General features: G+C 72.0%; 18 protein-coding genes and 1 tRNA gene. 6 read left to right on the top strand and 13 right to left on the bottom strand.

Annotated elements, in window-relative coordinates; all coding sequences use genetic code 11:
* Positions 1 to 31 precede the first annotated feature (31 nt).
* The 4 genes from H4687_RS38900 to H4687_RS38885 form a co-directional block, all read right to left on the bottom strand.
* Positions 32 to 1,303, bottom strand: a complete 1,272-nt coding sequence (locus tag H4687_RS38900; RefSeq protein ID WP_046916983.1) for a M14 family metallopeptidase — start codon at positions 1,301 to 1,303, stop codon at positions 32 to 34.
* On the bottom strand, positions 1,300 to 3,264 hold the full coding sequence (locus tag H4687_RS38895) for a Xaa-Pro dipeptidyl-peptidase (protein ID WP_046916984.1): 1,965 nt from the start codon (positions 3,262 to 3,264) through the stop codon (positions 1,300 to 1,302). The genes H4687_RS38900 and H4687_RS38895 overlap by 4 nt, the downstream gene beginning before the upstream one ends.
* A gap of 108 nt (positions 3,265 to 3,372) precedes the next feature.
* The gene (locus H4687_RS38890; protein ID WP_046916985.1) at positions 3,373 to 3,849 is read right to left on the bottom strand and encodes a F0F1 ATP synthase subunit B family protein; all 477 of its coding nucleotides are present in this window, start codon (positions 3,847 to 3,849) and stop codon (positions 3,373 to 3,375) included.
* Positions 3,850 to 3,900: 51 nt separating this feature from the next.
* Positions 3,901 to 4,380 (bottom strand): macro domain-containing protein, encoded by a 480-nt coding sequence (locus H4687_RS38885; protein WP_046916986.1) that lies wholly within the window; start codon positions 4,378 to 4,380, stop codon positions 3,901 to 3,903.
* A 78-nt stretch (positions 4,381 to 4,458) separates the two neighbouring features.
* Between H4687_RS38885 and H4687_RS38880 the strand changes: the two genes are divergently transcribed.
* On the top strand, positions 4,459 to 5,202 hold the full coding sequence (locus tag H4687_RS38880) for a MerR family transcriptional regulator (RefSeq protein ID WP_050398331.1): 744 nt from the start codon (positions 4,459 to 4,461) through the stop codon (positions 5,200 to 5,202).
* 300 nt (positions 5,203 to 5,502) lie between these two features.
* Here the strand turns inward: H4687_RS38880 and H4687_RS38875 are convergent, their stop codons facing one another.
* The 4 genes from H4687_RS38875 to H4687_RS38860 all read right to left on the bottom strand — a co-directional run bounded on the left by H4687_RS38875 (position 5,503) and on the right by H4687_RS38860 (position 10,859).
* Positions 5,503 to 7,677: a 3-hydroxyacyl-CoA dehydrogenase NAD-binding domain-containing protein gene (locus H4687_RS38875; protein ID WP_046918880.1), complete on the bottom strand. Its 2,175-nt coding sequence runs from the start codon at positions 7,675 to 7,677 to the stop codon at positions 5,503 to 5,505.
* A gap of 142 nt (positions 7,678 to 7,819) precedes the next feature.
* Positions 7,820 to 9,034, bottom strand: a complete 1,215-nt coding sequence (locus H4687_RS38870) for an acetyl-CoA C-acetyltransferase (protein ID WP_046918881.1) — start codon at positions 9,032 to 9,034, stop codon at positions 7,820 to 7,822.
* A 46-nt stretch (positions 9,035 to 9,080) separates the two neighbouring features.
* The gene (locus H4687_RS38865) at positions 9,081 to 10,310 is read right to left on the bottom strand and encodes a CaiB/BaiF CoA transferase family protein (protein WP_046918882.1); all 1,230 of its coding nucleotides are present in this window, start codon (positions 10,308 to 10,310) and stop codon (positions 9,081 to 9,083) included.
* 168 nt (positions 10,311 to 10,478) lie between these two features.
* A complete protein-coding gene (locus tag H4687_RS38860) occupies positions 10,479 to 10,859 on the bottom strand; it encodes an MmcQ/YjbR family DNA-binding protein (RefSeq protein WP_046918884.1) in 381 nt (126 codons plus the stop codon).
* 92 nt (positions 10,860 to 10,951) lie between these two features.
* Between H4687_RS38860 and H4687_RS38855 the strand changes: the two genes are divergently transcribed.
* Positions 10,952 to 12,130, top strand: a complete 1,179-nt coding sequence (locus tag H4687_RS38855; protein ID WP_046918883.1) for a saccharopine dehydrogenase family protein — start codon at positions 10,952 to 10,954, stop codon at positions 12,128 to 12,130.
* Between the two features lie 42 nt (positions 12,131 to 12,172).
* Here the strand turns inward: H4687_RS38855 and mmpA are convergent, their stop codons facing one another.
* The 4 genes from mmpA to H4687_RS38835 form a co-directional block, all read right to left on the bottom strand.
* A complete protein-coding gene (mmpA, locus tag H4687_RS38850) occupies positions 12,173 to 12,319 on the bottom strand; it encodes a morphogenic membrane protein MmpA (protein ID WP_225966950.1) in 147 nt (48 codons plus the stop codon).
* Between the two features lie 127 nt (positions 12,320 to 12,446).
* The gene (locus tag H4687_RS38845; protein WP_192781767.1) at positions 12,447 to 13,136 is read right to left on the bottom strand and encodes an endonuclease V; all 690 of its coding nucleotides are present in this window, start codon (positions 13,134 to 13,136) and stop codon (positions 12,447 to 12,449) included.
* A gap of 46 nt (positions 13,137 to 13,182) precedes the next feature.
* Positions 13,183 to 13,506 carry a hypothetical protein gene (locus H4687_RS38840; protein WP_046920195.1) on the bottom strand — a complete coding sequence of 108 codons (324 nt, stop codon included), beginning with the start codon at positions 13,504 to 13,506 and terminating at the stop codon, positions 13,183 to 13,185.
* Between the two features lie 70 nt (positions 13,507 to 13,576).
* Positions 13,577 to 14,623 (bottom strand): WD40/YVTN/BNR-like repeat-containing protein, encoded by a 1,047-nt coding sequence (locus H4687_RS38835; RefSeq protein WP_046920196.1) that lies wholly within the window; start codon positions 14,621 to 14,623, stop codon positions 13,577 to 13,579.
* A 293-nt stretch (positions 14,624 to 14,916) separates the two neighbouring features.
* Here H4687_RS38835 and H4687_RS38830 point away from each other — a divergent pair, with 293 nt between their 5' ends.
* The 4 genes from H4687_RS38830 to H4687_RS38815 all read left to right on the top strand — a co-directional run bounded on the left by H4687_RS38830 (position 14,917) and on the right by H4687_RS38815 (position 19,464).
* Complete coding sequence (locus H4687_RS38830) at positions 14,917 to 15,333, top strand: spore wall synthesis regulator SsgD (protein ID WP_046920197.1); 417 nt, start codon at positions 14,917 to 14,919, stop codon at positions 15,331 to 15,333.
* Positions 15,334 to 15,681: 348 nt separating this feature from the next.
* On the top strand, positions 15,682 to 17,313 hold the full coding sequence (locus H4687_RS38825; protein ID WP_046914538.1) for an ABC-F family ATP-binding cassette domain-containing protein: 1,632 nt from the start codon (positions 15,682 to 15,684) through the stop codon (positions 17,311 to 17,313).
* 172 nt (positions 17,314 to 17,485) lie between these two features.
* Positions 17,486 to 18,262, top strand: a complete 777-nt coding sequence (gene ddaH, locus H4687_RS38820; RefSeq protein ID WP_046914537.1) for a dimethylargininase — start codon at positions 17,486 to 17,488, stop codon at positions 18,260 to 18,262.
* 224 nt (positions 18,263 to 18,486) lie between these two features.
* Positions 18,487 to 19,464, top strand: coding sequence for an acyl-ACP desaturase (locus H4687_RS38815; protein WP_046914536.1), 978 nt, complete (start codon positions 18,487 to 18,489; stop codon positions 19,462 to 19,464).
* A gap of 37 nt (positions 19,465 to 19,501) precedes the next feature.
* On the opposite strand, the gene H4687_RS38810 is transcribed toward H4687_RS38815, so the two are convergent.
* A tRNA-Trp gene (locus H4687_RS38810) sits at positions 19,502 to 19,577 on the bottom strand.
* Positions 19,578 to 19,595: the final 18 nt, after the last annotated feature.

The following is a 19,595-nucleotide window of genomic DNA, read 5'->3' as shown; positions in this document are numbered from 1 at the left end:
CCTATCACATGTGACCTCGACACTTTCTTGTTCAACAGGTGGTGTCGGGCACTCCCTCCGTCAGGTGGTACGGCGCCCGCTCGTCGAGCAACAGCGGCACGAGCGCCCGCAGCCGCTGGCGCAGCGGTACGAGTACGCCGTCGCCGTCGCCCTCGGGCCGTACGCGGACGCCGTGCAGGGCCAGCTCGTCCGCGAACTCTTCGTACTGGTGTTCGGTGAGCCGGTAGCCGCAGGGCGGGTCCTGGATCACCTCGGCGGGTTCGGCCGGGTCGTTGTCGGCGCCGCCGACGTAGACCGGGCCGGTGTCGCGCAGGCCGGCGAGACGGGCCGCGCCGGTCACCCGGTCGACCCGTCGGCCGCGTTCACCGGCGAAGGCGAACAGCCCCTTCAGGGCCGCGAGCTGCGAGTTCACCCGGCGAAGGTGGTTGGCCGGTCCCTCGGTGCCGCCTGCCGCCGGTTCCACGCGGCTCTCGATCAGCAGTCCGACCGAGTGCTTGATTCCGGACATGTTCCGCAGGATGCGTTCCTGGCCGTCACCGGCGACCTGACGGATCGGGTCGCCGGTGACCGGGTCGGTCCAGATGCCGTAGGTGCCGGTCGAGTGGCCTGCCGCCCGCGCGGCCGGGCGCACGTGGTCCAGGGAGAGGGTGCGGGCCTCGGCGTGGACGGCCGCGTCGGTGTTGAGGTTGCGGGGCCAGAGGTCGAAGAGGTCCTTGTCGTAGTACTGGGGTGTGGCACCGTATTCGTGCAGGTCGTAGACGACGTCGGGTGCGTGGTCGCGCTGGACGGTGGCGAGCGCCCGTGCCTCGGCCGTGCGCAGGGCGAGGTGGTCGCGGTTGATGTCGACGCCGTCGGCGTTGCCTCGGGTGTCGGCGGCCCGGCCGTCGGGGTTGGCCGTGGGGACGACGAGAACGGTGGTGGACCGCAGCAGCCGCCGGGTCCGCTCGTCCCCGGACCGAGCCAGGTCACGGATCGTGGTGAGGCAGGCCTCGCGGCCCGAGGGCTCGTCGCCGTGCTGGCTGCAGATGAGCAGGACCGTGCGCGAGGCGGACCGGGCGCCGACGCGGACGAGCTGGAGCGGGCGGCCCTGCCCGGTCGTGCCGATCCGGGCGAGCGCCACACGGTCGCTCGCCCGGTCGACGGCGGCCAGGAACTCCTGCTCCTCGGGCTGAGTGGTCCAGCGGGCGCCGCCCGACCGCTCGAACCCGGTGCGCGGCGGGGCGGTGTCCGTCGCGTACGCGGGCGTCGACAGCAGGGGTGCGGCGAGGGCGGTGGCGATCAGCGCCGCGATCCGGGCCCTCACGCCGTACCGCCGGGCACGCGCGCGGCCCGGCCCGGGTCGCGCACGCCGTCGAGCACGGTGGCCCCCGGGGTGGCCGTGGCGCCGGTGGTCGCCCTCTCGAAGGCGGCGGCACCGCCGACCAGCGGAACCTTCGCGGAGGTCTTCCGGAGGTCGATGGTCAGGGTGGGCGTGGCGGCCGGCGGGTCGATCAGGTCCTTGTCGGTGCCCGCGACGATCAGCGCGAGACGGTGGCCCGCCGGGACGACGTGGTCGCTCGCGTGCAGGTCGAGCGTGATCGTGTACGGGGTGCCGGGCGTGAGCGGGGCTCCGGTGCCCGAGGAGTGGTTGCCGAGGTCGGCCCAGCCGCGGCTGAAGATCGTGTACTCCACGTCGGCCGTCTTCGCCCGGGTCTCCCGGAAGCATGAGCTGTCGCCGGTGGTGCTCGGGCCCCAGCAGGTGCGCTCGGTGAGAGTGGTGATGCCCTCGCCCGCCGCCGCGTAGTCACGGATGGTGTCCGGGCCGAGGTCGACCAGGACCGCCGAGAGGTGGGCGACGGAGGTGGTGGGCGTGGCGGTGACGGTGACCTTGGAGGAGCCGGACAGCCGCAGGTCCCTGGTGAGGGGAGCCGTGACGAAGCCCGCCTTGTCGGGGGTGGACCTGTCGACGTGCGCGGCCCAGTCGGTCTCGTCCAGCGCCGGGTCGTCGGTGAAGGACTCGGTGCCGGACCGCTTGCGCAGGCCGAGGGTGCCGACGCCCGGTGCGCTGCCCTTCGCCGGGCGGAGGGTCGCGGTCTTCGTCGCGCGCGGCGGCCAGAGCGTGGACGTCTCCCACTGGTCCGGGTGGCGTTCGATGTCGGCCATGGGCTCGTCGTCGATGCCGTTGTCGTAACCGAGGAGTTCGTGGTCGAACCAGCGGTGCAGGGTGTCGGCCCACTCCGCGCGGCGGAAGTCGAACGGGTCGACGTGGCCGGTCTGGGAGAGCCAGATCTTGCGCTCGACGCCGTGCGCGGCAAGGGCGTCCCACCACTGGCCGAAGTGCTTGGGGCGGACGTTCAGGTCCTGCTGACCGTGGACGACGAAGACGCTGGCGTCGATCTTCCGGACGTTCCTGACGTAGTCGCGCTCCGCCCAGAAGGGGGTCTGGTCGCCGGTGCGCGGGGCCCCGTCGACCAGTTTCTGCTGGACGTGACCGCACTTGGCGCGGGCTCCCGGGCTCTCCACGTAGTCGGAGAGCCACTCGGGACCCGAGTCGTAGAGGGGGGCTCCCTTGGCGAAGTAGTAGTCGTACCAGGAGGAGATCGCGCCGATCGGCACGATGGTCTCCAGGCCCTCGACGCCGGTGGCGGCCACGCCGTTGGCGATCGTGCCGTCGTAGCTCTTGCCGATCATGCCGGTTCTGCCGTTGGTCCAGCGGGCCTTGGCCGACGCGCCGCCCGTGCGGGTGGTGTACGCCCTGCCGCGGCCGTTGAGCCAGTCGACGACCGCCTTGGCGGACTGGATGTCGGAGCGGCCGCCGACATCCACACAGCCGTCGGAGCGGTTGGTGCCGGCGAGGTCGACGGCGACGAACGCGTAGCCGCGGGGCACGAAGTAGTTGTCGTAGAACAGCGGTGTCTGGACGATGTTCCCGTGGGCGTCGTACGTCTTGCGCTGGCTCTCGTTGCCGCGTCCGCAGCAGGAGTAGTACGGGCTGGCGTCCATGATCACGGGGATCTTGCGGCCCCGCCGGGCGGGTTCGCTCGGACGGACGATGTCGACGGCGACCCGGTCCTTCTTCCCGTCGCGGTCGCCGTCGAGCCCGGTGTCCACCCAGACGGCCTCGCGGATGGCCTTGTCGTACGAGTAGACCGGTTCGCTCTTCCGGGGGGCCGGGGTGCCGGCGACCGCCGGGGTGAGGAACGAGGCGGTGAGGGCGGCGGCCGTGACCGCCGTCGCGAGCGATCTCCAGGTCGTGAAGCGTGTGCGTCGCACAGGTATCGGCATGCGCGGACGGTACTGCGGTCAACTCCCGTGCAAAAGAGGCATCATTGGGGTTCGCGGGGCTTCGGCCACGCCTGTGGCCGAAAGGAGCCGCTCGCAGGGCCGTGAGCCTCAGGGGCGCGGCTGGACCTCCGCCTCGACCGGTTCGCCGATGATTCTGCCGGCGAGGTCCGAGGCCAGCGCGGAGACGTGGACGCCGAGTTCGGCCTCGGCCCTGGCACGGTCGGCGCCGAGGCGGGCGCGACCCTCGGCGAGGAGGGTGGTGGCCTCGCGGTGGGCGTCGGCGCGGGCCTCGGCGATCAGGGCGGCACCCTCCTCGTGGGCGCGCTGACGGATGCGGGCTGCCTCGTGACGGGCCTCGGCCAGGGTCCGCGCCACCTCCGCCCGCTTGATCCGGATCTCCTCCCGCAGGGCTTCCGCCTGCGCCTCGGTTCCCTTGGTCGCCGCCTCCCGTTCGTCGAGGACCCGCTGGACCCGGGGCACGAGCCGGACGAAGAAGAGGAACACCAGGGCGAACAGCAGCGCCGCGACGACGAGTTCCGCGACGACCGGGTTGAGCGGGCCGATGTCCATCGGGAGCAGTTCCATACGGGTGCCCTACCCGCTCGCGTCCCGGCGGTATCGCGCCCCGGCCCGGGTTCAGTCCCCGTGGTCGTACACCGTCACCGGTATCCCGCGGCGCACCAGGCGGTCGGCTGTCAGCGGTTCCACCCGGGACCATGTGCCGCCCGCGAGCCCGCAGCCGATACGGGGCATGTGGACCGAGGCCTCCAGCTCCAGGGCCTTGTCCGCGAGCAGGCCGAGGGCGGTGTCGATGGCCTCGTACCGGACGGGTGCGCCCTTGCTGCCGGTGCGGGTGCCGTGCTGGCCTATCAGGTTCGCCACCCACGTGTACGGGCCCACCCGCACGAACTGGGCGGCACCGAGTCCGAAGTCGTTGCGCGCCCGGTCGCGGTGCCAGGCGCGGTAGGCGGCCTCCGGTTCCGGCCAGTGGCGGGAGAGGGCGAGGACGAAGCCCTTGCCCCAGCCGCCCATGTCGTTGCAGACATGCGCGATGATCTTGACGCCCTTGCCCAGCGGCGTGGTGGCGTCCCCGCGGACGTAGGTGATCCCCGACATGACGCCACCGTACGGGGTGGTACTGACAATCGGCCGTCCGGATGTCACGGCACGGGTGCGACAGCGATACTGCTGTGCATGACCACCGACACCGCGCAGAGCGCCGGCGGCGGCTCCGGCGAGGGCGCCGTCGAGGGCGCCGGAGAGATCGTTCTCACCGTCGACGAGCTGGCCGCGCGGGCGGGAGTCACGGTGCGCACGGTCCGCTTCTACGGCACCCGGGGGCTGTTGCCGCCGCCGGTGATCGGGCCCCGCCGGGTCGGTCACTACGGGCGGGATCACCTCGCGCGGCTCGCGCTGATCGAGGAGCTGCAGCGGCAGGGCATGACCCTCGCGGCCGTCGAACGGTATCTGGGCCGGCTGCCGGCGGATCTCACGCCGCGCGATCTCGCGCTGCAGCGTGCGGTGGTGGCGTCGTGGGCGCCGGACGCGGTGGAGACGGTGACGCGGGAGGAGCTGGACCGGCGGGCCGGGCGGGCTCTGGGGGAGGCGGAGGTGGAGCGGCTGCTCGCGATGGGGGTGGTCGAGCGGGACGGGGACGCTCTGCGGGTGGATGTGGGGTTGTTGCGGCTCGGGGTGGAGCTGCTCGATGTGCCCCTGTCCGAGGAGTCGATTCTCGCGGCGCGGGGTGTGTTGATCGAGTATGCGCGTGCTGCCGCGGGGGAGTTGTCTCGGTTGTTCCGGGAGGCGGTGGCGGGGCGGGATGCGCAGGTTGCGCGGTCGCTGTCGGGACGTATGCAACCGCTGGTCGTGCAGGCGTTGTTGACGACCTTTCAGCGGTCGTTGACGGAGGAGTTGCGGGGGTGGGTGGTGGAGTCTTGAGGGGGTGGGGGCTGCCGGGGGGTGTTTCGCCCCGGCAGCCCCTACCCGTCCCATCCCCAGGGGCTGCGCCCCTTCGACCCCCGGCTGCGGGCCCGGTGGGGCTTCTCGCGCAGTTCCCCGCGCCCCTGAAAAGCAGGGGCTGCGCCCACTGCCTTACGGCCGCGGAGCCTGGGCTGTTCTGAGCCCGCCATGGCCTCGGCTGTTTCAGGCCCGCCAGGGCCTGGGTTTTTAGGGGCGCGGGGAATCGCGCGAGCAACCCCCACCGGGCCGCAGCCGGACGACGCGCCCCGCCCGGAGGGCTTACGCGTCTGTGAAGGGTTCTCCCCTCTGGGCCTTTTCCCGTAGCAGGGCCGGTGGGGTGAAGCGGGGGCCGTAGCGGGCGGTGAGTTCTTCGGCCCGGGTCACGAAGCCGGGGAGGCCGCCCTCGTAGCCGTTGATGTACTGGAGGACGCCGCCGGTCCAGCCGGGGAAGCCGATGCCGAGGAGGGAGCCGATGTTGGCGTCGGCGACGGAGGTCAGGACGCCCTCTTCGAGGAGGCGGACGGTGTCCAGGGCCTCCGCGAAGAGCATGCGTTCCTGCATGTCCTCGAAGGGGATCCGGTACCCGGGCCTGGTGAAGTGTTCGCGCAGGCCGGGCCAGAGCTTGGCGCGCCGGCCGTCGGGGCCGTAGTCGTAGAAGCCGCCGCCACCGCTGCGGCCGGGCCGGGCGAACTCGTCGACCATGCGGTCGATGACCGCGTCGGCGGGGTGCTCCACCCACGTGCCGCCCGCCTCCTCCACGGCCCGCCGTGACTCGGCGCGGATCTTGCGGGGCAGGGTGAGGGTCAGCTCGTCCATGAGGGAGAGGACCTTGGCGGGGTAGCCCGCCTGGGCAGCCGCCTGTTCCACGGAGGCGGGCTCGATGCCCTCCCCCACCATCGCGACGCCCTCGTTGATGAAGTGGCCGATGACCCGGGAGGTGAAGAAGCCGCGGGAGTCGTTGACGACGATCGGGGTCTTCCTGATCTGGCGGACCAGGTCGAAGGCGCGGGCCAGGGCCTCCTCTCCCGTCTGCTCGCCCTTGATGATCTCGACGAGCGGCATCTTGTCGACGGGTGAGAAGAAGTGCAGGCCGATGAAGTCGGACCGGCGGACGACACCCTCGGCCAGCTCGGTGATGGGGAGGGTGGAGGTGTTGGAGCAGAGCAGCGCGTCCGGTGCCACGACCCCCTCGATCTCCTGGAAGACCTTGTGCTTCAGCTCGGTGTTCTCGAACACGGCCTCGATGACGGCGTCGCAGCCCGCGAGGTCGGCCGGGTCGGCGGTCGGGGTGATGCGGGCGAGGAGCGCGTCGGCCTTCTCCTGCGTGGTCCGGCCCTTGGCGACCGCCTTGGCGCAGAGCTTCCGCGAGTACTCCTTGCCCTTCGCGGCCGCTTCGGGCGTCACGTCCTTCAGGACGACGTCGATGCCCGCGCGGGCGCAGGAGTACGCGATGCCGGCGCCCATCATCCCGGCGCCGAGGACGGCGGCCCTGCGGACCTGGCGCGGCTCGATGCCCTGGGGGCGGTTCGCGCCGGAGTTGACGGCCTGGAGGTCGAAGAAGAAGGCCTGGATCATGTTCTTCGACGTCTGCCCGGCGGCCAGCTCCACGAAGTAGCGCGCCTCGATGACCTGGGCCGTCTCGAAGTCGACCTGGGCGCCCTCGACGGCGGCGGCGAGGATGCTGCGCGGGGCCGGGTAGGGCGCGCCGTTCGTCTGCTTGCGCAGCGTGGCGGGGAAGGCGGGCAGGTTCGCCGCGAACTTGGGGTGGGCGGGGGTGCCGCCCGGGATGCGGTGGCCGGGCTGGTCCCAGGGCTGCCGCGACTCGGGGTTGGCGTCGATGAAGGCGCGGGCCTTGTCCATCAACTCGTCCTGCGTGGCGGCCACTTCGTGGATCAGGCCGTTCTCCAGGGCATGGTGCGGGCTGTACTGGGTGCCCTGCAGCAGCACCTTCAGCAGGGCGTCGGCGATGCCCAGCAGGCGTACGGTGCGGGCGATGCCCCCGCCGCCGGGCAGCAGGCCGAGGGTGACCTCGGGGCAGCCGATCTTCGAGCCGGGGGCGTCGAGGGCGACGCGGTGGTGGCAGGCGAGGGCCAGTTCGTAACCGCCGCCCAGGGCGGCGCCGTTGATGGCCGCGACCACGGGCTTGCCCAGGGTCTCGATGCGGCGCAGGTTGCGTTTGATCTCCAGGCCGCCGTCGAACAGCTGCTGCGCGGTCTCGGGGGTGACCTTGATGAGGTCGCGGAGGTCGCCGCCGGCGAAGAAGGTCTTCTTGGCGGAGGTGATGATGACGCCGCGAATGCTGTCCTTCTCTGCCTCCAGCCGGTCGGTGGTCACGGCGAGGGAGTCGCGGAACGCCTGGTTCATGGTGTTCGCGGACTGGTTCGGGTCGTCGATGACGAGGGTGACGAGGCCCGTGCGGTCCTGTTCCCAGCGGATGGTGGTGCTCTGTGTCATGACAGGGTCTCCGTAGAGTCTTTCCGCAGAAGTCTTGGGTCGGGTGATCGCGTTGTGCGATCGGCGTCGTGCGATCGGCGTCGTGCGATCCGCGTCGTGCGATCCGCGTCGTGCGTCGGCGACGCGTGATCCGCCGGCCGTCTCAGACGCGTTCCACGATCGTCGCGATGCCCATGCCGCCGCCCACGCAGAGCGTGGCCAGTCCGTACCGCTTGTCCTGCCGCTCCAGCTCGTCGACGAGGGTGCCGAGGATCATCGCGCCGGTCGCGCCGAGCGGGTGGCCGAGCGCGATCGAGCCGCCGTTGACGTTGACCTTGTCGAGCGAGAGGCCCATGTCCCGCACGAAGCGGAGCACCACCGCCGCGAACGCCTCGTTGATCTCGACGAGGTCGATGTCGTCGATGGTCAGCCCGGCCTTGGCGAGGGCCTTGCGGGTCGCGGGGGCGGGGCCGGTGAGCATGATGGTGGGCTCGGAGCCGGAGACGGCGGCGGAGACGATCCGGGCGCGCGGGCGCAGGCCGTACCGCTCGCCCATCTCCCTGCTGCCGATGGCGACGAGCGAGGCGCCGTCCACGATGCCGGAGGAGTTGCCCGCGTGGTGGACGTGGTCGATCTCCTCGACCCAGTGGTACTCCTGCAGCGCCACCGCGTCGAAGCCGCCCAGGTCGCCGATGTCGGCGAACGACGGCTTGAGCTTGGCGAGCGAGTCGGCCGTCGTGCCGGGACGCATGTACTCGTCGTGGTCGAGCACCACGAGACCGGCGCGGTCGGTGACGGGGACGACGGAGCGGTCGAAGCGGCCGTCCTTCCAGGCGGCGGCCGCACGCTCCTGGGACAGTGCCGCGTACTCGTCGACATCGCGCCGGGTGAAGCCCTCGATCGTGGCGATGAGGTCGGCGCCGATGCCCTGCGGTACGAAGTTGACGGCCAGGTTGGTCATCGGGTCGTTGAACCAGGCTCCGCCGTCCGAGGCCATCGGCACCCGGGACATCGACTCGACACCGCCCGCGAGCACCAGGTCCTCCCAGCCCGAACGGACCTTCGCGGCGGCCAGGTTGACGGCCTCCAGGCCCGAGGCGCAGAAGCGGTTCTCCTGGACGCCGGCCACCGTGTCCGGCAGCCCGGCGGCGATCGCGGCGGTGCGGGCGATGTCGGAGCCCTGGTCGCCCACCGGGCCCACGACGCCGAGCACGATGTCGTCGACGGCGGCCGGATCGAGGCCGGGGAAGCGCCGCCGGACCTCGTGGATCAGGCCGACGACGAGGTCGATGGGCTTGGTGCCGTGCAGGGAGCCGTCGGCCTTGCCGCGGCCGCGCGGGGTGCGGATCGCGTCGTACACGTACGCTTCGGTGCTCACGAGTCTGGCCTTTCCAGTGCGGGAGGGTACGGCCCGGGGGCCGGTGTCAGGCGGTGTCCTCGGCGGACGCGTCCGACGGGGAGGCGCCGGCCGGCGGGAAGGCACCGGCGGGAGAGGCGTCCGGCGCCGGGCCGTCCCCGACGGAGGCGTTCTGCGACAGGCCCGGTATGCCCCAGTCGTGGGCCACGTCGGCGGTGTCGGCGCCCGGCTGTGCCGGTCCGCCGCGGACGGAGGTGTGGGTGGCGGAGAAACGGGGCGCGGGGGCGGGCTGGGTGATGCCGCCGAAGTCGGTGAAGGTGCCCCGGGCCGCGAGGTGCGGGTGGTGCGGGGCCTCGCTCAGCGACAGGACCGGGGCCACACAGGCGTCGGAGCCCTCGAAGACGGCCGTCCACTCGTCCCTCGTACGGCTTCTGAAGCGGGCCGCGACGCTCTCGCGCAGCTCGCCCCAGGCGGCCACGTCCTTGCGGGCCGGGGCCCGGTCCGCGATGCCGAGGAGGTCGACGAACTCGGCGTAGAACTGCTGTTCAAGCGCGCCGACGGCCATGTACCGGCCGTCGGCCGTCTCGTACGTGCCGTAGAAGGGGCAGCCGCCGTCGAGGAGGTTGGCGGCGCGGCGGTCCTGCCAGCCGCCGGCGGCGAGCATGCCGTGGATCATCGCGGAGAGGTGCGCGGTGCCGTCGACGATGGCCGCGTCCACGACCTGGCCGGCGCCGGTCGCACGGGCGTGGTGGAGGGCGGCGAGGACGCCGACGACGAGGTAGAGGGAGCCGCCCGCGTAGTCGCCGAGCAGGTTGGCGGGGGCGGGCGGCGGGGTGTCCGGGGCACCGATCATGCCGAGGGTGCCGGTCAGGGCGATGTAGGCGATGTCGTGCCCGGCGCGCCGGGCGAGCGGGCCCTGCTGGCCCCAGCCGGTCATCCGGCCGTAGACGAGGCGCGGGTTGCGGGCGTGGCAGGTCTCGGGGCCGACACCGAGGCGCTCGGCGACGCCCGGCCGGTAGCCCTCGATCAGGATGTCGGCGCGGTCGGCCAGGTCGAGGACGAGGTCCGGGCCGGCCGGGGACTTCAGGTCGACGACCACCGAGCGCTTGTTGCGGTTGGTGACGTCGTACAGGGGGTTCACGGCGAGGCCCGTGCCGCCCGGCCGGTCGACGCGGACGACGTCGGCGCCGAGGTCGGCGAGGAGCATGGCGGCGAACGGTCCCGGGCCGATGCCCGCGAGTTCCACCACGCGCACACCGGCGAGCGGGCCGTGGCCGGGCGTCTTCGCCACTGTCATCGAGCCCCCATGCTCTGTGACACATTTGATGTAACACCGGTGATGTTAGGAACGGGACCCACTCCACACAAGCCCCGAATGAGCAAACGCTTAGTCATCGACGCTCGGTCATTGTGCCCGGAGTCGCCGCACGTGTCAGCCCGCACGGCCCGGCTTCCGGCGCCGGAGTCAGCGGGCGTCCAGCTCCGCTATCAGCTTCTTCGGGGCGATCACGCGGTAGCTCTCCTCGACCCAGTCGCACAGCAGCTCCGCGGCCGGGGCGCCCTTCTCCTGAAGCGGGACGCGCACCCACCCGGCCTTGCCCAGGCCGTACCCGGCGGGCTCGGCGCCGGGGCAGCTCAGGGCGTGGGCATGGGTCTCCTCGTCCCTGAGCTTGACGGTGACGCCCAGCGGATGGCCGCCGTCATCCGTACCGAGGAACACGAACACCTTCCTGTTGACCTTCGCGACGCTCTCGCCCCAGGGGAACTCCTCGACGGCACCGGGCATGGCGAGGGCGAACTCGCGTACCTTCTGCCACTTTTTCAGGGCGTTCCTGGGTACGGTCACGGCCACCTCCGGATCCCGCGCGCTCGGCTGCTCGTCCCTCACGCTAGCCTCAGCCACCGACAACGGCGCGTGGGCGAGTGCTGAGGGGTGCAATGAGCGGGCAGAACAGGCCGGATCGGGCGTACGACGTCGTGCTCTACGGGGCCACGGGGTTCGTCGGGGAACTCACCGCGGAGTATCTCGCCGCGCACGCGCCGAAGGGGCTGCGCTGGGCGATCGCCGGGCGCGACGCGGCGAAACTGGCGGCCCTGCGCGAGCGACTGCCCGGCGGTGCGGGGATCGGTGTGCTCCGGGCGGACGGGTCGGATCCGCAGGCGGTGCGCGAACTCGCCCGGCAGTCACGGGTGGTGGCCACGACCGTCGGTCCGTACATCACGCACGGCGAGGAGCTGGTGGCCGCCTGCGCCGACGAGGGCACCGACTATCTGGATCTCACCGGCGAGCCCGAGTTCGTCGACCTGACGTACGTCCGGCACGACGCACGCGCGCGGGAGACCGGCGCCCGGATCGTGCACGCGGCCGGCTTCGACTCGATACCGCACGACCTGGGCGCGTACTTCACCGTGCGGCAGCTCCCGAAGGACGTGCCGATCACCGTGGACGGCTTCGTGCGCGCCGAGGGGATGTTCTCCGGCGGCACGTTCCACTCCGCGCTCACCGGCTTCTCGCGCACCCGGGAGACGATGGCCGCCGCGCGGGACCGCAAGCGGCACGAGCCGCGCATGGTGGGGCGGCGGGCGTACGCGCCGGTGAGCGCGCCCCGGTTCGCCAAGGAGGTCGGGGCGTGGGCGCTGCCGCTGCCGACCATCGACGCGCAGGTGGTGCAGCGCTCGGCGCGCGCCCTGCCCCGCTACGGGCCGGACTTCCGCTACCGCCACTACGCGGCCGTGAAGACCCTGCCCTTCGCGGTGGGCGGGGTCGCGTTCGTCGGCGCGGTCGTCGCCGCGGCCCAGGTTCCGCCGGTGCGGCGCTGGTTGGGCGACCGCCTCAAGCCGGGTGAGGGGCCGAGCGCGGAGAAGCGGGCGAAGAGCTGGTTCTCGGTACGGTTCGTGGGCGAGGGCGGCGGTCGCCGGGTCTTCACGGAGGTCGCGGGCGGCGACCCCGGCTACGGCGAGACGGCGAAGATGTTCGCCGAGTCCGCCCTGTGCCTGGCCCTCGACGACCTGCCGGCCACGGCGGGGCAGGTCACGACGGCGGTCGCGATGGGCGACGCGCTGATCGAGCGGCTGCGCGCGGCGGGCATCACCTTCCGGGTGGCGGCGTCCCGGTAGCGGACGGCCCCTCCCTGCGCCCTCGGGGCGGGCGGGTGGGCCCTACTGGGCCCACCCCGTCAGGGTGTAGATCATCCCGGCGATCCAGGCCAGCCCCGCGATCAGGGCGAGCAGCAGCCCGGTCGTCACGACCCGCTCGACGGAGTGGGTGGGGGCGGTGGCGGGCTTCGGTGCTCGGTGCGTCGTCATACGGCACAGCCTGCCGATCATGACGTGCGCCGGCATCCGTACGCGTACTCAGTTCGTACTCAGGTATCAGGTCCGTCCGTATGCGCGACGATGCCCCGGCGCCCGCTCACGGGTCCGGGGCCGGCGTTCAGCCGGTCGTGTCCCGCAGGGCCCGGCGACAGAGGGAGTCGGCGCGGCGGGTGGTCTCCGGGAGGCGGTAGGCCGGGGTGAGGGCGAGCGTGTGGGCGCAGGCGTTGTCGAGGCTCACCCGGTGGCCGACGGAGACGAAGACCGGCTTGACGCCGTCGCGGGTGCGCAGGGCGCGGCCCACCTCCTCGGTGCCGGCGAGGAGCGGGGCGGCGCTGCCGCGCGGGGTGCCCGGGTCGTCGTGGGTGAAGGTGAAGGGGTTCTTCGCGACGCCGATCGTGGGCAGGCCGGTGAGGACGCCGAGGTGGGCGGCGAGGCCGAAGCGGCGCGGGTGGGCGAGGCCGTAGCCGTCGCAGACGACGAGACCGGGGTCGCACGGCAGCGCGTCGAGCGCGGCCAGCACGGTCGGGATCTCACGGAACGCGAGCAGTCCGGGGACGTAGGGGAAGGAGACCTGTCCGACCGCCGTGGTCTCGGCCACCACGTCGAGGGTCGCCGCGTCGAGCACCACGGCCGCCGCCGCGACGACGTCGCGCTCGTCGTCGTAGGCCACGTCCACGCCGGTGACGCACCCGGTGCCGGGCGGTGGTCCGCTCTCGTCGAGGACCACCTTGCCCCGCAACTCGTCCTGCGCGGCGAGGGCCTGCTCTTCGGTGGCGGGCCAGCCCGCCGGGATGCGTACGGTCGTCATGGTGCTGACGAGCCTACGCATCCCCCCATGGCGCGCAGGTGCGGGGCTACTTGTCGAGGGCGCTCCTGAGCTGGCTCTTGTTCATGTCCGAACGGCCTTGGATGCCGCGCTTCCTGGCCTCTTCGTAGAGCTGGTCGCGCGTGAGCCCCTCGGAGCCCTTGTGCGAGCGCCGACCGCCGCGCCTGCCCGACGACATGTCCTGTGTGGAGGTGCGGCTCGCGGTCCTGGACTCCCCGGACCGCGCGCGCTCCTTGTTGACCGTCCGGGCGGCGATCTCCTTGGCGCGCGACTGGCTCTCGCCGCGGTCCTCGGCGCTCTCCTTGATGTGCTCGTACTGGCGTTCCCTCTTGGGGCTCGAACCGCGTGGCATGCAGATCACTCCCTTCGTGATTCGAACAGCGCCACGGGTACCCAGCGCCGTGGGAACAACCCCGCGGCGATCAGTTCTCCAGCCGGGCCACGCGCCCCTTCTCGCCCGCCGCCCAGCAGCCCCGGTCCGCAGCGCAGTCGACGGTGTCGTACGAACCGGTGTCGACCGTGCGCCAGGTGCGGCCCCCGTCGGTGGTGACGTCGGTGCCGGTGGGGCCGACGGCGAGAGCGGTCGCACGGCTGTACGGGAGCCAGGCGACCCCGGAACGGTAGGCGGGCGGCGGCTGCGCGGCGGGTTTCCAGGTGCGGCCGGTGTCCCCGGTGGTGGCCGCGGCCCGGGGGGACGGCTGGTCGGCGCGGTAGTCGCCGCCGACGGCGATGCCGTGCGCCCGGTCGCGGAAGGCGAGCGCGAAGACGCCACGGGCCGGATCGCCGGCCGGGACGGGGGTGTCGGCGGCCGTCCAGGTCAGCCCGCGGTCGGCGCTGTGCAGCACCCGCGCGCGTGCGGCCCCGCCGGTCGCGAGCCAGACGTCGCGCGGACCGGAACCGACCAGGCACTGCCCGCTCGCGGCGAAGCCGGCCTCTCCCTCCAGGGCCGCGGGCATGCCCTCGTTCGGCAGGACCGACCAGGACCGACCGCCGTCCTTCGTGGACAGGAGGCGGAACTTCCCGTCGACCGGATCGCTCATGGCGAGTCCGTGACGGGGGTCGAAGAAGGTGAGGCAGTCGTAGAAGGCGCGCGGGTCGGTGTTCCGGAACGACTCGGTCCACGTCGCACCGCCGTCGTCCGTGCGGTACACGCGGGAGGCCTCTCCCTCCCCGATGGCCAGTACGACCGCCCTGCGTGCGTCGAACGCCTCGATGTCCCGGAACTGCAACTCCCGTGCGCCGGGCGGCGAGACGTCTCGCCAGGTCCTGCCCCCGTCGCCGGTGCGCAGCACGGTCCCCGCGGAACCCGCCAGCCACGCGCTGTTCCGGCTGACGGCGGCCAGACCGCGAAAGCGCGCGTCCGTGCCGGTCTGCTTCGGTTCCCAGTGCGGTGGCCGGCCCTCCCCGTGCGCCTGCGCGGGCACCGCCAGGGCGGCGGCGAGCGCCACCGCGGCCAGGCCCGTCGCCATCGTCCGACTCGTCCGACTCATCCGCCTCGACTGCCCCAAGCCCCTCATGGCGGGCGAAGCTAGTGCACCGATCCGGTGCCGTCCAGATGGCCTCCGCGGGAACCGCGGGGCGACGTCCGGTGTCCTCTCCCATGTCCCGGAACACGCGATGAGAAATCGATCACCTCGGTGATTGGGCTCGGTGACAGAGGTCACTCGACCCTCATGTGCACGGATCGGCCCGATCCGGCGTCTTCTGAAATGCCCGGCTCAGTCGTCCGGAATCCGTCCACCCGTCACAAGGGAGCAAGGCGTTGTCCACCGTCATCGAGCAGCCCGTAGAGGCCCGTCTCGTCGCCGCCGCGCCGCGGATGCCGAGTATTCCCGCCACGCTCCACTACGACCGTCGCGACCCCTTCGCCGTCCGTATGACCTTCCCCGCCCCGGCCACGCTGGAGGGCGTCGAGGTCTGCTGGACCTTCGCCCGTGAACTGCTCGTGACCGGGATGCAGGAGTCCGTGGGCTACGGGGACGTCCGCGTCCGCCCCTACGGCTACGAGCGGCTGGTCCTGGAGTTCCACGCTCCCGAGGGCACCGCCGTGGTGCATGTCCACACCGATGAGGTACGGCGCTTTCTGGACAGCACGATCGATCTGGTGCCGCTGGGCCTGGAGCACCACCATGTCGACCTCGACCACGACCTGGCGCAGCTGATGCGCGACGCCTGCTGAGGTCCCACCCCACGACGCCCGCTGAGGCCCCGCCCCACTCCCCGCCTCCCCTCGCGCCGCCCCCCTGAGCGGGCCGCGCGTTAATGCGTTGACAGCCTTCCGGCGCCCTCCGTACGTTGGTTCACGGTCCTGTTGCCGTCGATTGGAGAAGGACGTTGCTCGTCTGAGGTCCTGAGACACCGCGTCACACACCCCGCCGTATCCCGGCGTCCGCGTGTGTGCGTTGCGTGCGACCTCGGCGTCTGAGCCGTCCTGCCGGCAGCGGGTTCTTCCCCGCCTCCGTCCTGTCGCCCCGCGGTGTTTCGAACGCGTCGCCCCTGGCCGCTTCCCGCACCCGCGAGGTTCCTCATGTCTACTCCCCTCTCTCTCACCTGTACGTCCCTGTCGTTCGCCTGGCCCGACGGCACCCCCGTCCTGGAGGATCTGCAGGTCGCCTTCGGACCCGGCCGGACCGGGCTCGTCGGTGTCAACGGCTCAGGGAAATCAACCCTGTTGAAGCTGATCGCCGGGGAACTCACCCCGACCGACGGCACCGTCCGCGTGGCCGGCGAGGTCGGCTACCTCCCGCAGAACGTCACGCTCGACACCGGCCTGCGGGTCGACGAGACGCTCGGTATCGCCGCCGCCCGTGCCGCGCTGCACGCCATCGAGGCGGGTGACGTGGCCGAGGAGCACTTCGCGACGATCGGCGACGACTGGGACGTGGAGGAACGCGCCCTGGCGACGCTCGGACAGCTGGGCCTCGGCCACGTCGACCTGGACCGCACGATCGGTGAGGTCTCGGGCGGCGAGTCGGTGTTGCTGCGCCTGGCCGCGCTGCTGCTGCGCCGGCCCGACGTCCTCCTGCTCGACGAGCCGACCAACAACCTCGACCTGTTCGCACGGCGCCGGCTGTACGAGGCCGTCGAGGCGTGGTCCGGGGTCATGGTCGTGGTCAGCCACGACCGTGAACTCCTGGACCTGGTCGACCAGATCGCGGATCTGCACGCCGGCGAGGTCACCTGGTACGGCGGCAACTTCTCCGCCTACGAGGAGGCCCTCGCCACGGAACAGGAGGCCGCCGAGCGGATGGTGCGGGTCGCCGAGACGGACCTGAAGAAGCAGAAGCGCGAACTGATCGACGCCCAGGTCAAGTTGGCCCGGCGCAAGCGGTTCGGGCAGAAGATGCAGGACCAGAAGCGGGTGCCGAAGATCGTCGCGGGCCTGCGCAAGCGGGCGGCCCAGGAGTCCGCGGGCAAGCACCGCATCCTGCACGAGGAACGGCTCGCCGGGGCGAAGGAGCGGCTCGACGAGGCGGTGGAGGCCGTACGGGACGAGGACGAGATCCGCGTCGAGCTGCCGTACACGGCCGTGCCGCCGGGGCGTTCCGTCCTCACCCTGCTGGACCTGGAACTGAGGTACGGCGCCCGGGTGAAGGGCGGGCTCGACCTGCGCGGGCCGGAGCGGATCGCGTTGATCGGTCGCAACGGCTCGGGCAAGACCACGCTGCTGCGGACGATCGCGGGCGAGCTGGAGCCGGTGCGCGGCGAGACGACGGCGCATGTTCCGCTGCGGTTCCTGCCGCAGCGGCTCGACGTCCTCGACGACGAGCTGACGGTCGCCGAGAACGTGGCCCGGTTCGCGCCGGACGCCACCAACAACCGGATCCGGGCCCGTCTCGCCCGCTTCCTGTTCCGGGGCGCCCGCGCCGACCAGCCGGCGGCGACGCTGTCCGGCGGGGAACGCTTCCGGGCCGCCCTCGCCGCGCTGATGCTCGCCGAGCCCGCCCCGCAGCTGCTGATGCTGGACGAGCCGACGAACAACCTCGACATGGCGAGCGTGCGGCAGCTGACGACCGCGCTGGAGTCGTACGAGGGGGCGCTGATCGTGGCGAGCCACGACCTGCCGTTCCTGGAGTCGATCGGGATCACCCGGTGGCTGCTGATGGAGGAGGGAGAGCTGCGGGCCACGACGCCGGAGGAGATCGAGGCGGCCGGCTGATACGGCGGGCCCGGCGCGGACGACCGCGCCGGGCCCGGCTACCGCGGAGTATCTCAGTCGGGCCACAGCCTGGCTCCGGTGGTTTTGTCCTCGTGCGCCGGGGCTGCATGATGGCGGACCGGCGTCGCTTCACGGGCGCCGGAAAACCCTCGTCCGATTCGGAGTCACCCACGTGCCCAGCAGGAAAGCCCTCGTCCGCCGTCCCAGCCCCCGCCTGGCCGAGGGCCTCGTCACGCACGTCGAACGCACCGAGGTGGACGTCGACCTCGCCGTCGAGCAGTGGGAGGCGTACGGGAAGGCCCTGCGCGACCACGGCTGGGAGACCATCGAGGTGGAGCCGGCCGACGACTGCCCGGACTCGGTCTTCGTCGAGGACACCGTGGTGATGTACAAGAACGTCGCCCTGATCGCGCGCCCCGGCGCCGAGTCCCGTCGGGAGGAGACCGAGGGGATCGAGGAGGCCGTGGCCGCGCTCGGCTGCTCGGTGAACTGGGTCTGGGAACCCGGCACCCTGGAGGGCGGCGACGTCCTCAAGGTCGGCGACACCGTCTTCGTCGGGCGCGGCGGGCGGACGAACGCGGCCGGGGTGCAGCAGCTGCGGGCCGCGTTCGAGCCCCTGGGGGCGCGGGTCGTCTCCGCGCCCGTGAGCAAGGTGCTGCATCTGAAGTCGGCGGTCACCGCGCTGCCCGACGGCACGGTCGTCGGGCACATCCCGAAGATGGACACGCCCTCGCTGTTCGGCCGCTTCCTGCCGGTGCCCGAGGAGGCCGGAGCGCATGTGGTGCTCCTCGGCGGCGACAAGCTGCTGATGGCGGCCAGCGCGCCGAAGACGGCGGAGCTGTACGCGGACCTCGGGTACGAGCCGGTCGTGGTCGACATCAGCGAGTTCGAGAAGCTGGAGGGCTGTGTGACATGCCTCTCGGTGCGGCTGCGAGGGCTGTACGCCTGAGCGGGTGATCCCTTCATGCTTCCGGCCCCGGGACCTGCGGCTCCACGGGGCCTTCGGCACGCCCGCCGAAGCCTTGCGCCACCCCGCTGATCAGCACTCTTTACAGCGCCCTTAACCTACGGCATCGTAACCTACGGATTCGTAGCCTACGATGCCGTAGGTTCAGGCCACCCGCCCCTGGCCGGCAAGAAGACAAGCCCCCTGTTCGTCCCCCTGGAGCACTTGTGTCGATCACTTCTCCTCACCTCGGCAGCCCGTCCAGCGAATGGACCGACGCGCGCCTGCTGTACGCGCTGGAGGAGGTCGTCGAGAAGGAACTGAACCGGCATCTCAAGGTCACCAAGAACTGGATGCCGCACGAGTACGTGCCGTGGAGCGACGGCCGCAACTTCCCCGGCTTCTTCGAGGACGGCGAGGCCTGGGAGAAGGGGCAGTCGAAGGTCACCGAGGTCGGCCGGATCGCCCTCGTGGTGAACCTGCTGACCGAGGACAACCTGCCGAGCTACCACCACGAGATCGCCACCCTCTTCGGCCGTGACGGCGCCTGGGGCACCTGGGTGCACCGCTGGACCGCGGAGGAGGGCCGGCACGGCATCGTGATGCGCGACTACCTGCTCGCCTCGCGCGCGGTGGACCCGGACAAGCTCGAAGAGTTCCGCATGTCCCACATGGGCGAGGGCTTCGAGTCGGACAACCGGCACTCGATGCTGCACACGGTCGCGTACGTCGCCTTCCAGGAGCTGGCCACCCGCGTCTCGCACCGCAACACGGGCCACCACTCCGGTGACCCCGTGTGCGACCGCATGCTGGCGCGCATCGCGGCCGACGAGAACCTCCACATGATCTTCTACCGGAACCTGCTGAAGGCGGCGTTCGAGTTCGCCCCCGACCTCACCATGCAGGCCGTCCGCGACGTCGTCGTGAACTTCCGGATGCCCGGCCACGGCATGCCCGGCTTCGAGCGCGCCGCCGCGCAGATGGCCATCGGCGAGGTCTACAACATGCGCATCCACCACGACGACGTCCTCGCGCCCGTCATCCGCTTCCTGAAGATCATGGAGATCGACGGTCTCGGCCCCGAGGGCATGAAGGCCCAGGAGGAGCTCGGCCTCTACATGGGCGGGCTCGACGCGGAGGCCCGCAAGTTCGACGAGAAGCTCGCGGCCCGCAAGGCGCGGATGGCGGCTCGCGCGGGGGCCTGACCGACACGGTCCGGCCGGCCCGCACGGGCGGGCAGGGGGCGGGGCGGCCGGATTCGAACCGACGTGTTCCGGTTTTGGAGACCGGCGCGCCTGCCTCTGCGCTACGACCCCGCCTTGCGGGCCACCCTAGC

Source organism: Streptomyces stelliscabiei, from assembly GCF_014873495.1.
In the GTDB taxonomy this organism is placed as follows: Bacteria; Actinomycetota; Actinomycetes; order Streptomycetales; family Streptomycetaceae; genus Streptomyces; species Streptomyces bottropensis.
Note: the sequence above shows the minus strand (reverse complement) of the source record. Positions and strands in the feature narration are given on the sequence as shown.

What these genes read in the sequence shown, in the direction of transcription:
- H4687_RS38875 (WP_046918880.1), bottom strand. Translation starts at nt 7,677, where the DNA reads ATGACACAGAGCACCACCATCCGCTGGGAACAGGACCGCACGGGCCTC.
- H4687_RS38895 (WP_046916984.1), bottom strand. Translation starts at nt 3,264, where the DNA reads ATGCCGATACCTGTGCGACGCACACGCTTCACGACCTGGAGATCGCTC.
- H4687_RS38825 (WP_046914538.1), top strand. Translation starts at nt 15,682, where the DNA reads ATGTCTACTCCCCTCTCTCTCACCTGTACGTCCCTGTCGTTCGCCTGG.
- H4687_RS38840 (WP_046920195.1), bottom strand. Translation starts at nt 13,506, where the DNA reads ATGCCACGCGGTTCGAGCCCCAAGAGGGAACGCCAGTACGAGCACATC.
- H4687_RS38880 (WP_050398331.1), top strand. Translation starts at nt 4,459, where the DNA reads ATGACCACCGACACCGCGCAGAGCGCCGGCGGCGGCTCCGGCGAGGGC.
- H4687_RS38890 (WP_046916985.1), bottom strand. Translation starts at nt 3,849, where the DNA reads ATGGAACTGCTCCCGATGGACATCGGCCCGCTCAACCCGGTCGTCGCG.
- mmpA (WP_225966950.1), bottom strand. Translation starts at nt 12,319, where the DNA reads ATGACGACGCACCGAGCACCGAAGCCCGCCACCGCCCCCACCCACTCC.
- H4687_RS38845 (WP_192781767.1), bottom strand. Translation starts at nt 13,136, where the DNA reads ATGACGACCGTACGCATCCCGGCGGGCTGGCCCGCCACCGAAGAGCAG.
- H4687_RS38865 (WP_046918882.1), bottom strand. Translation starts at nt 10,310, where the DNA reads ATGACAGTGGCGAAGACGCCCGGCCACGGCCCGCTCGCCGGTGTGCGC.
- H4687_RS38885 (WP_046916986.1), bottom strand. Translation starts at nt 4,380, where the DNA reads ATGTCGGGGATCACCTACGTCCGCGGGGACGCCACCACGCCGCTGGGC.
- H4687_RS38855 (WP_046918883.1), top strand. Translation starts at nt 10,952, where the DNA reads ATGAGCGGGCAGAACAGGCCGGATCGGGCGTACGACGTCGTGCTCTAC.
- H4687_RS38835 (WP_046920196.1), bottom strand. Translation starts at nt 14,623, where the DNA reads ATGGCGACGGGCCTGGCCGCGGTGGCGCTCGCCGCCGCCCTGGCGGTG.